This window comes from Armatimonadia bacterium (assembly GCA_039679385.1).
Classification (GTDB): Bacteria; Armatimonadota; Zipacnadia; order Zipacnadales; family JABUFB01; genus JAJFTQ01.
In genome coordinates, this window is the sequence record JBDKVB010000150.1 from 1 (window position 1) to 14,187 (window position 14,187).

Here is a 14,187-nt window from a genome sequence, read left to right on the forward strand (position 1 = left end):
GCTACGAGCGGACCGCGCTGACCATCGGTACGGACGGTGGGTTCCATGAAGGCCCGTCTTACTGGGACTTCTCGATGCCGACCCTGTACCTGTTCACCGATCTGTATGAGTGGTGCACGGGGCTGCACGCGCCGGATATCGACCGGGGACTGCCCGGCCAGATCGAGTTCCGCTTTCGCCACCTGTACCCGGGGCTTGGGCTTGCCGCTCCGCTAGAGGACGCGCCACAGACTTTGGGACGCCCGCCGGTGAAGCTGGCCCTGTGGGAAGCGCGACGATTCAAGGACCCGCTGGCGATGGGGCTTGCAGACCTGCTGGTCACCAGTCCGGGAACGGATCGGTTCAATCTGCTCTGGCTGGACGAGAAGCTGGTGGGGACCGAACCGCTGGCGAAGCTGGCCCTCTCGAAGCGCTACGACGATGTTGAGACGGTGTTCGCCCGCACCTCCTGGGGCCCCGAGGCGACCTTCGCGGCCTTCGTGTGCCGGCCTCTAGGCGGACATCTGTATGCCGAGTTGTGCGAGCGCTACGGCATCGGCGGCACGGGGCACAACCACCCGGAGGAGGGGCACTTCGTGCTGTTTGGCCGGGGGGAGACCCTCGCGGGCGATACCGGCTACACCTACGCCAAGCGTACCAACGAGCACAACACCATCCTGGTGGACGGCAAGGGTCAGTACGGCGATGGTGAGATGTGGCCGTCGCCGACCAGGGGACGCGCTCACATCACGCGCTTTGCGACCGACAAGGACCTTATGATCGTCACAGGGGATGCGACCTCGGCCTACCCCGAGGAGCTGGGGCTGACCCAGTTCGAGCGCACCTTTGTGATGGCCGGGCCCGACCTGTGTGTGGTCTGCGACCGCCTGCAAGCCCGTGAGCCACGCACCTTCTCGTGGCTTCTGACCCACAAGGGGACAGTTGCCTCCGACAAGGGTCAGTGGACCGTGACGCGCGGTGGGGCGAAGCTCACCCTTGCGCCGCTGCTCCCGGCCAAACTCACCGGCCAGACGGAGACGTACCGTCCGCAGTTCATCCATCCGACGCGTGACCTGACGCCGAAAGACCCGGAGTTCGAGCGGCTGTCGCTGAACACCGACCCTGTGACACAGACCACCTTCCTGATGCCCCTGCTGATCAGCGGCGCCGGCGAGACGCCTGTGACTGTCGCCTCGGCAGGTGGCGAGAACTGTGACGCTGTGCGGGCCGGCCAGATTGTCGTCGCCTTCCGGAAGGCCCCGGGAGAGATGACGGTGCGTGCCCCCTGGGGAGAAGAGGTGCGAAGCGGTGCTGCCGTGATGGTGCTTCGACTCCAGGGCGCAGACCGCCAGGTGCTGGAGGCCCGGTAGGCCGACAGTTGGTCCGTGGAACCGATATGGAGCAGGTACCGGTGCGCCCGCGGGAGAAGACTCCCGCGGCTTAGGGTTGTGCACGTAACCTGCCTGGCAAAGACGGGAGCTTATGGTAGCCTCTTCAGCCGATACGACCCCCGGGGTCGAGCCCATCCTGCGTATGACCGGCATCCGCAAATCCTTCGGCGGCGTGCGGGCCCTGCGAGGTGTTGACCTCGAAGTCCGCCCCGGTGAGATACTGGCGCTGGTCGGGGAGAACGGTGCGGGCAAGAGCACCCTGATGGAGATCCTGTGCGGGAACCAGCGGGCCGACGCCGGGACGATCACCTACCAGGGCCAGCCGGTTCACTTTGCCGGGGCTCGAGAGGCTGCCTTCGCCGGCCTGTCGATCGTGCACCAGGAACTGAGCATGGTCCCCTACCTCACGGTGGCCGAGAACATCTTCTGCGCTCGCGAACCCGTGATACCTGTGCTCGGGTTCGTTGACCGGCGGCGACTGTACCGTGAGGCCGAGGAGATCCTGCGACGCTTCGATCTGGACATTTCCCCCAGGGTGCAGGTGGGGCGACTTCCGGTGGCCGTGCAGCAGATGATCGAGGTCGCCAAGGCCCTCTCCCTGGACTGCAAGGTGCTGGTGCTGGATGAGCCCACCAGCGCACTCACCGAGCGCGAGATCAGTTATCTCTTCGACATCATCGGACGCCTGCGCAAGCGCGGCGTGGCCATCGTGTACATCTCGCACAAGCTCGCGGAGGTCTTCGAGGTCGCCGATCGCATCATGGTTCTTCGCGATGGCTCGGTGATCGGGACTCGCCCTCGCGAGGAGGTCACCCCGGACGAGATTGTGCGGATGATGGTGGGTCGTGAGCTCGGCGCGTGGTATCCGGAGCGCGACAGCGAGATTGGCAAGACGGTGCTGCGAGTCGAGAACCTGACGCGGGAGCCGCGCTTCCGCGATGTCAGCTTTGAGGTGCGAGCGGGCGAGATCGTTGGCATGGCCGGGCTTGTGGGAGCCGGGCGGACCGATGTCGGTCGCGCGATCTTCGGAGCCGATCGGCCGCAGTCGGGGCAGGTCTACCTTGACGGTGAGTCCGTCGGTGTACACACGCCGGAGGATGCCATCGCACTGGGGATCGGCTATGTTCCTGAAGACCGCAAGGACCTGGGGCTGTTCCTGGGGCTCAACATCCGCCAGAACATCGGCGCCGCAAGTCTGAAGGCCAATGCAGTAGGCGGGGTTATGAGGTCGCAGCGCGAGGTCGCCATGGCCGAGGAGTACGTTGAGCGCCTGAGCATTCGGACGCCGACCATCTACACAACGGCTTCGGATCTCTCGGGCGGGAACCAGCAGAAGGTGCTGCTGGCGAAGTGGCTGGCGATCCATCCGCGGCTACTGATCGTCGATGAGCCGACACGCGGTGTGGATGTGGGTGCCAAGGCGGAAGTGCACTCGATCCTGCGTGGCCTGGCTCGCAGCGGTGTGGCAATCCTCATGATCTCCTCCGAGCTGCCCGAGATTCTGGGCGCCAGTGACCGCATTCTGGTCATGCACGAGGGGCGGCTCATGGGAGAGCTCAGCGCCGAGGAGGCCACGGAAGAGAAGATCATGTTCCTGGCCGCAGGCCGAGAAGAGTCCGAACAGGATGCCGGTGGAGGGCCCGAATCATGAGGATAGCAGCGACGATCCTGACGGTGATACTGACACTCGGTGCCGCCTGTGCACCGGCTGCCACGATCTACCCCGACCGATGGGTGTACGTGTCGCGGAATCTGAGCAACGATGCCCAGGTGGAGGAGATGCGCGCCATCATCGAGACGGCTGCCGCGCATGGCCTCAACGGGATGCTGTGGGCAGGTGGCCTGGACTCGATGGATCGGCGACCGCCGGAGTTCTTCCAGCGGCTGGAGCGCGTCAAGGCGATCTGCGCCGCCAACAAGATCGAGATCATCCCCATCATCTTCTCCGCCGGATACGGAGGCGGGGTGCTGGGGCATGACGCGAATCTCGCCGCCGGGCTCCCCGCGAAGGACCTGAAGTTTGTGGTTCACAAGGGCGAGGCGACGCTTGCGCCCGAGGCTCAGCCGAAGCTGGCCAACCCGGGGTTTGAGGACTTCCGCAACGGTGTCTTCACCGGGTTTGTGTTCCAGGACAAGCCGGGGCAGATCTCCTTCGTCGACCAGGAAGTGTATCACTCGGGCAAGGCTTCCCTGCGCTTCCAGAACTACGCGCCGGGAGACCCGCAGACCCAGCATGCCCGGGTGATGGCTGAGGTGAAGGTGCAGCCCTACGCGCCCTACCGCGTCAAGGTCTGGGTGAAAACCCAGGACTTCGGCCCGCGGGATACGCTGCGGATGCAGGTGTATGTTGGTTCGCGCAACATCGGGTCGGCGAACCTCGCCTCGGACCCGACGAGTGACTGGCGCGAGGTCGGCATGACCTTCAACGCAAGAGAAGCCGACACGGTGCGGATCTACGTCGGTGCCTGGGGAGCTGCGACGGGCAAGTTCTGGCTCGATGACCTCGGTGTCGAGGCCCAGGGACTGCGCTGCGTCCTGCGTCGGCCGGGGACGCCGGTGAAGGTCACCAGCGAAGACGGCAAGACGATCTATGAGGAAGGGCGCGACTTCGCCCCGATCGCTGACCCGCGACTGGGCGACTTCCGCGGGAATCATGACGATCCGCCCATCCGTCTACTTCCGGGCAGTCGCCTCCAGGAGGGTGACCGGCTCCGCGTCAGCTTCTACCACGGAGTGATGCCCAATGACGGCCAGGTGAGCGTCTGCATGTCCGAGCCGGCGCTCTACGAGTACTGGGCGCAGCAGGCGAAACTGATCCAGCAGCACCTGGCGCCGACCAAGTGGTTCTTCAGCATGGACGAGATTCGGGCCGGTGGAGCCTGCGAGGCCTGTAAGTCGCGGCATATGACCATGGGTCAGATCCTCGGCGACTGCATCACCCGCGAGGTGCAGATGGTGCGCGAGGTCTCGCCGGGCGCCAAGTGCTACGTGTGGTCGGATATGCTGGACCCGAACCACAACGCCCACGGCGACTACTACCTGGTGGACGGGGATTTCACCGGGTCGTGGGACTACATCCCGAAGGACGTCGTCATCGCCTGTTGGTACTTCCAGAAGCGTGCGGAGAGCCTGCGGTTCCTCTCCGAGCGCGGGTTCGAGACCCTCGCCGGCGCTTACTATGACGGCGACGACCTCGAGAACTGCAAGGGCTGGCTGGCGGCACTGGACGTGACGCCGAAGGCCCGCGGGATCATGTACACAAGCTGGCGCGATAAGTACGCCCTGCTTGGACCCTTCGGCGACCTGGTAAGCAAGCGGTAGAGACCGCACTCACAACTCTCGCCCACACGCACTCAATCCTACCAGTGGATCTCCCATGAATACGAAACCGACCGAACCCGAACTCCAGTCAGCGGCGCCGACGCCCGAGAAGGGCGGCGCAAGGAAGCTGCTCCTGAATGTGGCGGCAGTGCGTGAGGTAGCGACGCTACTCATCGTCATCGCCGTCGTCATCCTGTTCCACCTGAAGACCCTGCCCGTGAGGCCGACGGACCCGACACCTTCGGTGTTTCTGTGCACCAGCAACATCAAGGCCATGCTGGTGGGGATCAGCAGTGAGGCGATCCTCGTCGTCGGCATGGCCATCGTGATCGTCGGCGGCGGGTTCGACATCTCGGTCGGCTCCGTCCTGGCCCTGACCGGGCTGGTGACCGTACAGGTTCTGAAGGCCGGAGCACCACTGCCGGTCGGAATCCTGGCCGGCCTCGCTGCCGGGGGATTGTGCGGCTTGATCACCGGCTTACTGGTCGCCCGGGTCGGCATGAGTCCTCTGATCGCCAGCCTGGGCATGATGATGGCCATGCGAGGGCTGGTCACGGTCCACGTTCATACCTTCGGGGCGGCGTCGTCGAACGACTTGCCTGCGAGTTTCCTTCAACTGGGGCAGGCAAAGGTGTTCGACACGCAGGGGTTCTGGGTGATTGTCATCACCCTTGCCTGGGTGCTGATCGGAGACCTCCTACTGCGCAATCTGCGCTGGCTGCGCCAGGTCTACTACATCGGCGGGAATGAGAAGGCGGCGGCGCTGTCAGGGATCAACGTGCCCCGTGTCCGCGGAGCGACCTATGTGATCTGCGGGTTCGCTGCGGCTGTGGCGGGCATTCTGAACTCCGCACGCTTCGGGACCGCTACCTACGAGGCCGGGATGGGACTGGAGATGCAGGTCATGGCGGAGTGCGTGATTGGCGGCGCGAGCCTCGTCGGCGGCCAGGGAACGATCCTCGGGGCCTTCCTCGGCGTCGTTCTCGTCAACTGTATCAAGACCGGCCTTACGCAGATCGGCGTTCCGCCAGACTGGCAGTACGTGATCGTGGGCACCGCTCTGGTGTGTTTCGTCACCATCGACATCCTCATCGCCAAGCGACGCCGCGGTCAGTAGGACGAAGGTCGCGCAGGTCGGAGTATCCTGCTCAAGGCTGGAATGTGGTCGCTGCATGACGCAGTCACCCACTTAAGGGAGGAAAGCTCAATGCACACGTCCCACAAGGTCCTGCTCACGGCGATGGCCGCAGTGTTCGTGATGGCGGTCGTTCTTGGCGTCGGAGGGTGCTCGAAGCCGTCGACGGAACCGGCGACCGAACCGGGGATGCAGCCACCCTCGGAGACCGCAAACGAGGCGGCAGCACCGGCGACGTCGGGCGCTCAGTACAAGATCTGCATCTCGTCTCGGCCCGGGCAGTGGAACCTCGACGAGCGCGAGCGGGGCTACCGCGAGACCCTCGCCAAGGAGTTCCCCAGCATCACCGTTCTGCAGACGATCGACGATGAGACCAAGTACAGCGTCGGCGAGCAGAAGTCCAGCGCGATTATCTCCGCGAACCCCGACGTCGCAGGCTTCGCGGGCGTGAATGCCGCCAGCGGCCCCGGGATTGCTGCGGCTGTGACGGCTGCTGGCAAGGCAGGGCAGATCAAGGTCGTGGCGATGGATGCCGACTCGGCCATCCTGGACAAGATCCAGGCGGGCGTCATCACCGCCTCCGTCGCCCAGCGGCAGTACTACATGAGCTATGTGGGCGTGAAGTACCTGTACGGGCTCGTGCACGGGAAGTTCCGCAAGCCGGGCGATGCCTCGAAGCCCGGCCTGCCCGAGGTGCCGACGAAGATCGACACCGGCACCGTTGAGGTCAATGCGCAGAACGTGGCCCAGTTCCGGACTCCCTCGCAGGGAGCCAAGGAGGAACTGGACACCAAGCACCCGGAGTGGAAGAAGCTGCTGTCAGACCGCAAGCAGGGCGAGGCCCGCGCCGATGAGGAGTACGTGTTCATCGGCATCTCCACCGGCGTCGAGTATTGGAATGCCGCGAAGGCCGGTCTGGACGATGTCGTGAAGGAGCTGGGCGTCAAGGGCACCTTCACCGGCCCGCAGGACCAGAACCCCGAGCAGCAGGCCAACACCATGGACCAGATCATCGCGCGGAGGCCGGCAGGCATCCTCATCGCCCCGGGCAACCCGCAGACCCTGATCCCCTACATCAACAAGGCCATGGAGGCCGGCATCCCGGTCATCTGCGTGGACACCGACGCGCCGGACAGCAAGCGGATCGGCTATTTCGGCACCGAGAACTACCAGGCAGGCTGCACGGGTGCCAGGATCCTGGCGAAGGCCCTGATGGCCAAAGCAGGCAAGTCCTAGACACCCACACCTTCCAGCACACTGAGGGCGGCCGGTTTCGGCCGCCCTTTTCCTTGCGCGGAGGGTACGGGGAGGAAGCGTCGGTGCCCTTGTCGAAGGCGGGGGCAGAGGACCTGTCCCCGAGCTCGTGAAGCCCGGAGCCGAGGGAACCCCCGCAGGGCGAAGACGTTCGGATTCCCTGGGACCGATGCGAGGTTGATGGATAGCATGACGTATCGGCTGCCCTGCACAGAGGAGCAGCCTGCGAAAGGAGCCCCGGCATGAGTCGATTACTTACCCTCGTCAGCCTGCCTCTCCTACTGGCCCTGGGATGCCAGGCACAGGGGATCGCGCCGCTCGTGTTGTCCAGTTGCGATAGCGCCGCCGATTGGACGGGAGGCCTTGCGGACACCAAGTACGTGAAGGAGGGCCAGGCCTCCCTGAAATGGGAGCACGGCAAGGCGGATCGGATCGGCCTCAAGAGCGTCCCGGAGGATTGGACTGCCTATGACCGGCTGTCCTTCTGGCTATACTCGGAGAAGGCCACCGGCTCGCGGTTCCTCGTGTTGCTGCCGTCGGAGAACCCCGCGTCCGAAGGCATGGACTACTACTCGGGCTCCGTCACGGTTAACTTCACGGGCTGGAAACGTATCCGGCTGTACCTGCCTCGCCTGGGCGCCTCGCGAGAGCCCCTGGGCTGGGGTCAGATTCAGGGCCTCTCATTCACCGCCAGCGGCTGGGGTAACGAACCCAACCCGGAGACCGTCGTCTGGATCGACGACGTCACACTGACCAAGGAAGGAAAGGACCGAGGTCCACGCATGACCGACGAAGAGCTGTTTGAAGGGCTGAACCTGGACTACCCGGGGCTGGAGAAGACAGCAGCGGCCTACCGTGCCGGCAATCTGGTGGCCGCCAAGCACGAGCTTGCCGAGTACTACCGTCACCGCGAGAAGCCGGTGTGGTGGTTCCCGGCCGGTCAGAAGGCTGATCCCAAGCCGGAGAACCCCGACCTCACGGGTGCCGAGAAGGTGCTCAAGCACGAGCTGCGCAGCATCGGCATCTCGTACCAGTTCGGTCCCGAGATCGACTGGAACTATGATGTGACCACGGCTCCCGGCTCCACCTATGCGCCGAACAACGAGTGGACCTGGCAGCTCAACCGGCATCCGCACTGGGCGACGCTGGCGAGGGCCTACTACAACACCGGTGACGAGCGCTATGCGCGGGAGTTCGTGGCGGAGATGACCCAGTGGGTCCGCGACTGCCCGCTTCCGGAGGACGCCGCCAACGGTGCCCGGTCGGCCTGGCGCACCATTGAGACCGGTATCCGCTCGAGTGGGGTGCTGTGGGAGTGCTTCTACCGGTTCGTGCTCTCACCGGAGATGACCGACGAGGCGCTGGTCACCTACGTGAAGTCGATCGCCGAGCACGCCCAGCACCTGATGAGCTTCCACACCGGCGGCAACTGGCTCACCATGGAGGGCAACGGGCTGTTCACTGTCGGGGTCATGCTGCCGGAGTTCAAGGCAGCCGAGCAGTGGCGACAGTCGGCCCTGGGCTGGTTGTACTCGGAGATGAACATCCAGGTCTACCCCGACGGCGTGCAGGTGGAGCTGTCGAGTGGATACCACCACGTGAGTCTGAGCAACTTCCTGGGCGCCTTCAAGATGGCCCAGTTGAACCAGGTTCCGCTTCCGGAAGACTACCTGAAGCGCCTTGAGAAGATGTATGACTTCGACGTCTATGCGGCGGCGCCTGATCGGAAGATCCCCGGCGTTCAGGACGGTGGGTACACTGATGTTCGCGGAACGCTGCGAACCGCCGCCCAGCTCTTCCCTGAGCGCAAGGACTTCCTGTGGTACGCGACCGACGGCAAGGAGGGTGAACCCCCGGCTACGACCTCCCACGTTTTCGACTACGCAGGCTACTACATCCTGCGCTCCGGCTGGGACTCGGACGCGACCTACATGCTCTTCGATGGCGGGCCCTTCGGCTACGGCCACCAGCACGAGGACAAGCTGAACATGGTGGTCCACGCTTACGGCAAGCTGCTGCTGATCGACCCGGGCAACTACCAGTATGAGCGCTCGAAGTGGCGCAGCTACTTCATCGACTCACCCTCGCACAACGTGACGCTGGTAGATGGTGAGCCGCAGCGACGGCGCGGCCAATCACGTGACAGCTATCTGACCAAGGAGCCGCTCACGAACCCCTGGGTAACGACGCCGGACTATGACTACGTTGAGGCCAGCTTCACGGACGGCTTCGGCGGCGAGGTCAAGACCGGCGTGACCCAGACCCGGCGCGTGCTCTTTGTGAAGCCTGGTTACTGGGTAGTGCTGGACACCTTCGTGGCCACGAATGGCAAGGAACACAGCTACGACACGATGTTCCACCTCGATGCGCCGGTGCTGCTGGACGCCGACAAGGTGCGGCTCTTCACCGGGAACGAAGACGCGGCCAACCTGTGCATCGCTGCGCGACCTGATGCGGGGCTGTCGCTGAAGATCTTGGAAGGCCAGGAGGACCCCGTCCAGGGATGGCTGCCCAACAGCGGTCTCCAGAGCGTTCGCAAGGCGCCCGTGGGGATCTTCACGATCAAGGGCACAGGGACCACGCACGTGCTCTACGCGCTGGTGCCTGCGAAGGCCGGACAGGCTGACCTCGTGGCGAGTGTGGAGGCACTGGGCACCGCCGGACTCGGTGCACGGATCCGCTTCACGGATGGCTCGGAGAGCCAGGTCGTCTTCGCCGAGAGCGGACCGGCGAAGCTGCAGATCGGCGACGCCACGGCGACGGCCCGCGCGCTGCTGCTGGAGAAGCATGCGGACGGCACGGCCGGCAGGACCATCATCGCCGCACCGTAAGGACAGCGTGAAGAAGGGGCCGCCTCACTCGGGCGGCCCCTTTCGTCGCTGCAGAGGAAAGGCCGTGCATGACCGGGCGCTTGCGAGAGGTGTCAGGTATGCAACTCAGTTTCGTTCCGGCGGCAGTCTTCCTTCTGCTCGTTGCTACGTGCTCTCCGGGCTTCGCAGAGGACGCGACTGCGCCTGGGGCGACGAACAACCCCGAGAGCTTTGTGGAGATGTTCCGCGACCCACACTTCCAGCGCGGCTTTCAGGTTCAGGGCCCGAAGCCGGGCAAGGTGGTGGTCGTCGGCAAGCTGGCAGGACTGGTAGAGGGCGAGCCCGCCTGGAGCCTCGCGCAGTGGTCGAGCAAGTATGATCTGGTGACGGCGACCGGGGAGAAGCTTGCGTCGGGAGCGCTGCGCTACGCGAACGCGGGCAAGACCCTCGTGACCGGGCTGCCGGGCACGGCGGAGGCTGACCTGACCCTCGGGGTGAAGGCACAGGCGGAGTACGGTGACCATGCACGCAAGAAGGGCGAGCCCTGGCCACACCTTCTCGCCACTCAGCGCTTCGAGTTGCACCCGGCGCTCAAGGACCTCGACAAGCTGGTGCTGTCGATCTCAGTCCGACTGCGGGAGTCGACGCTGTGCAAGACCGAAGACTATGACTCCCGCATCCACGCCGCGCAGTTCGTCTTCTACGTGACCGCCCAGAACCTGAACCGCCAGTCGCCCGGCTACGGCGACTACCTGTACTTCGGCGTGCCGCTATACGACGACCGCTATCCCCACGGGACGCCGAAGCCCTTCGCTGCGCCCGACGCGGCGGGCAAGTTCATCTACACGCCACCGGCCAGCGTCTACACCAGCGAGACTACTCACACGGGGCAGTGGGTGACCGTCACGAAGGACCTGCTGCCACTCCTGCTGGAGGGGCTGAACACCGCCTGGGCACGAGGCTTCCTGCCGGCGTCGCATGACCTGTCCGATTACCGGGTGGGCGGGATGAATCTGGGCTGGGAAGTCCCTGGCGTGCTCAACGTACGGATGCAACTGCGCGACCTGAGCCTGAAGGCCTTTCCGAAGCCAGGGGTAACGCTCTCCCCCGGGCCCGCGAGTGGTTAGGCCGCTTTGCCTTTGAGGGTCAGCTTCACGATCCCCCAGGTCCGCAGAGCCGGCACCGTGATCCGCACGTACCCCGAGTGGCGTTCAACCGTAAGGGCCTGTGCCTGCGTCTGCCCCGGTTCGTAGTACTCGGCACCCGCGATCTCTCCTCCGAAGGCGCTCTCCTCCAGCGAGACTGTCACGTGCTCGAAGGTCTCAACCCCGCCGCGGTCCGCCGTCAGCTCCCAGTTGAGTAGATGCACGACCGCGGCCTCCGGGGTGTCCGGATTCCTGCGCAGAACCGCGAGAGCGTTGTGCGGCCCCTCGACCGTCAGCGGCACCATCCCGTACTGGGTCAGCCTGGTCTCGAGGTCAGGGCTGTCGGTCAGCAGACGCACCCGGCGCGAGGACAGTGCGGTCTGCAAGGCCTGGCGGTCCTCTTTGTCCAGGCTCTCCGGAGGCGAGAGCGTCACGATCGCCCGGGCGGCGGCGAGCTCCGACGCGACCAGCGGGATCTGGGCGTAGCGTCTGCCACAGACTGCAAGGCGGTACGGGACGCTCGCCCGCGTCAGGCGTTCGCAAAGAGATAGGGTCTGCTCATACTCGGGCAAGTCGAGGTTCACAAGGACCAGCACCGTGCCCGGAGCTTCATAGCCGTCGAAGAGCTCCGGGTGCTCGTGGATCAGGTCGTAGCAGTCGCCATACTGCTCCCGGGTGGCGAAGTAGCGAGGCTTCGGCGGACCGTTGGGTTCGGTGCCCATGTAGACGTCCCAGGGCACCAGGTAGAGCTGGCCCATCGCGTAGGTTGCAGCCAGCGCTGCACGTGCTTCGCCCAGATTGTAGGGGATCGGCGAGATGACTTGCCACCTTCCCATTCCCTCGGCCAGCTTCGCGGCGAGGACGTGGGTCGGCAAGCTCGCGTTGTACTTCTCCCCCACTTGGAAATCGTGCAGGTCGGCGCAGTAGGTGTCGCTGATGAACCCGTCGGGCCCACGCTCGCCGAACTGGTTGTTGACCGAGAGGGTTACGTGGGCACCGGCACGGGCGTCCACATGCTGCTGCACCTCGCGGTAGAAGCGCCGTACGCTTTCGGTCTGGAAGTCGAGGAAGTGCGTGCTGAGAGGGAGGCTGCGAAAGGCCGCCCGGTAGGCCTCGGCGCTGGTGATGCCGTCGTGAGTGCGCAGGTAGCTGTGGTAGTCGAAGGTCGTCGGGTCGGTCACTCCCAGCTCCTGCAGTTGCTCCGCGGTCAGGTGGCCGACCAGGTATTCGCGGAAGCCCTTCATGCAGTGCTCGCAGAAGCACACGCCGGCGCTACGGCACCAGGAGGCGTTCATCGACCAGTCGTCCACCTGGAGCGACCGGACACCGGCGTCGATCAGCTCGTCGGCGGCGGCCAGGAAGATACGCTGGAAGTCCGGATGGTTGCAGCAGCCGATGTACTGTGGGACCCTAGCCGTCCAGCCACGCATCCAGGGCGCCACGTACTTGAGGCCGTCGAAATCGAAAGCGCGACCCGTGGTGTCGCTCGTGTGGTCGGCCTCGGGCTGCCCCTGCGCGGCGCCCTGCATGCCGTTGAGGGTGCCCTGGTAGGAGATTCCGAGCGCCGTGACCCCGTCGATGAAGGTCTTGGAGTTCCCGTAGGTCCACAGGTTGCGAGTGGTGTGGAAGTCGCGCATCACGGGCAGGGCTGTGTCCTTCTGCCAGCGGGTCGAGAAGCAGATATCGGAGTGGCGGAAGAGGGAGCTGCGGCCTGCGGGGTCACGGGCGACCACAGGCAGCAAGGACGGACTTCCCGGCGGTTGCGAGGAGGCACGGTCGGCGGCGAAGACCTCCTGAACCTGTTCCTGAGAGAGAGGCGCTCCCCAGAGTCGGAGGTTGTCGAACCAGCCCTTGAAGGGGCGGATGCCGCCCAGGTTCGCCACGGTGAGAGGGGCCTCGGTCGGGACCGGCGGCCCGGAAAGTGTGACCTGACGTGAGGCGCCCAGGGGTGTGGCGAAGCTCCCCGAGTAGGCGACGGCGGTGAGCTTGTCACCATCCACCACGAGCGTGAAGAAGGTCCAGGCACCGGGCTCGACGCCGGGAAGGCCAGTGAGGTCGTAGGACTTCTTGCCCGCGACGTCGGCAATCCCCAGGCCCAGACGCCCTCTGCCGAAGGTCACATCACCCATCTCCGGCCAGTAGACCAGGCGTGATAGGTTGCCCGTCACCTGCGGAGCCTCACGGTACCAGCCCGCGAGCGTGTAGCTGGAGAGGGACGTCAAGGCAGGCGAAGAGAACACGACGGCGCTGCCGGCTTTCGGGTCGTCGGGAGTTGCACCGCCGTGTCGCGAGGCGTTGGTGGTGTCCAGACACGAACCCCAGGGGCCATCGGCGAGCATGGCTTCCTCGCCGGACACGTAGTCTAGGAAGGCGGCGTTCCCGCTTTCCGAGCCGGAGTTCACAAGACCAGCCTCGAAGCGCAACTCAAGCAGAGGCGCGGGGACCTGAGCGCAGGCCTGAACAAGGAAGCCAGATAGCAGAGCCGACCAGAGCAGTGACATGGTCCAGTCCTTCCGCAGGGCGCAGCGGCGTTGTCGACGATTGGAGACAGGTTCCGGCAGAACCTCGCCGACACCTGCAGGCCGGAAGGAAGGGAGGGCTGGTGGGCGAATTCCTTGGCGGGGTAAGGAAGTCGTGTCACGGGAGGCGACAGGATATGAGAGGCACTGCGATCCTTCTTTGGGTTGCGCTCGGGCTGTTGCTGGGTAGCTGCTCGGTGGTTTTGGCGGATGGTGAGGGGACGGCGCAGATTGAGCCCGGACCGACGGCCGTCGCGGCCACCATCGGAACCTGGACTGTCACCTATCATCCAGGACCCGCCGGCCTCGCGCCCGGAGGTGGACTGCGGCTGCAGTTCTCCGGATTCCCGATCCGTCTGTTCGAGATGCCACAGACTACTGACCCCGTCGGTCGGGCGTATACGACGGCTCGCTGCACTGACCCGAAGGTGCCGGTGCAGGTGCGTTTCGAGCAGCAACTGAAGGCGGGCTGGCAGAGCATCGAGGAACTCGTGGTCACGGTCGGGGCACCTGGCCTGTCCCCGCAGGCGGCCCTGGTCATCACCTATGGCGACAAGTCCGGCGGCGGCCCCGGCGGTCAGATTCGGGGCGCTGAGGGTGAGGGGCTGCCGGTCAGGATGTCCTCGGATTCCG

General features: G+C 65.1%; 9 protein-coding genes. 8 read left to right on the forward strand and 1 reads right to left on the reverse strand.

The window, feature by feature from the left end:
* From ABFE16_17400 to ABFE16_17430, 7 genes are all read left to right on the forward strand, one after another.
* The coding region (locus ABFE16_17400; protein ID MEN6347077.1) for a heparinase II/III family protein at window positions 1-1,349 on the forward strand (1,349 nt) is incomplete at its 5' end.
* A gap of 112 nt (window positions 1,350-1,461) precedes the next feature.
* Window positions 1,462-3,021, forward strand: a complete 1,560-nt coding sequence (locus ABFE16_17405) for a sugar ABC transporter ATP-binding protein (protein MEN6347078.1) — start codon at window positions 1,462-1,464, stop codon at window positions 3,019-3,021.
* Entirely contained in the window at window positions 3,018-4,691 is a 1,674-nt protein-coding gene (locus ABFE16_17410; protein MEN6347079.1) for a hypothetical protein, read from the forward strand. The genes ABFE16_17405 and ABFE16_17410 overlap by 4 nt, the downstream gene beginning before the upstream one ends.
* A 55-nt stretch (window positions 4,692-4,746) precedes the next feature.
* The gene (locus ABFE16_17415; protein ID MEN6347080.1) at window positions 4,747-5,808 is read left to right on the forward strand and encodes an ABC transporter permease; all 1,062 of its coding nucleotides are present in this window, start codon (window positions 4,747-4,749) and stop codon (window positions 5,806-5,808) included.
* A gap of 90 nt (window positions 5,809-5,898) precedes the next feature.
* On the forward strand, window positions 5,899-7,062 hold the full coding sequence (locus ABFE16_17420; protein MEN6347081.1) for a substrate-binding domain-containing protein: 1,164 nt from the start codon (window positions 5,899-5,901) through the stop codon (window positions 7,060-7,062).
* Window positions 7,063-7,322: 260 nt separating this feature from the next.
* Window positions 7,323-9,911: a heparinase II/III family protein gene (locus tag ABFE16_17425; GenBank protein MEN6347082.1), complete on the forward strand. Its 2,589-nt coding sequence runs from the start codon at window positions 7,323-7,325 to the stop codon at window positions 9,909-9,911.
* Between the two features lie 98 nt (window positions 9,912-10,009).
* On the forward strand, window positions 10,010-11,017 hold the full coding sequence (locus ABFE16_17430) for a hypothetical protein (protein ID MEN6347083.1): 1,008 nt from the start codon (window positions 10,010-10,012) through the stop codon (window positions 11,015-11,017).
* Here ABFE16_17430 and ABFE16_17435 read toward each other — a convergent pair.
* Window positions 11,014-13,536, reverse strand: a complete 2,523-nt coding sequence (locus ABFE16_17435; GenBank protein MEN6347084.1) for a hypothetical protein — start codon at window positions 13,534-13,536, stop codon at window positions 11,014-11,016. The genes ABFE16_17430 and ABFE16_17435 overlap by 4 nt on opposite strands.
* Before the next feature lie 155 nt (window positions 13,537-13,691).
* On the opposite strand from ABFE16_17435, the gene ABFE16_17440 reads away from it, so the two are divergent.
* A partial coding sequence (locus ABFE16_17440; GenBank protein ID MEN6347085.1) for a hypothetical protein occupies window positions 13,692-14,187 on the forward strand: 496 nt, incomplete at its 3' end.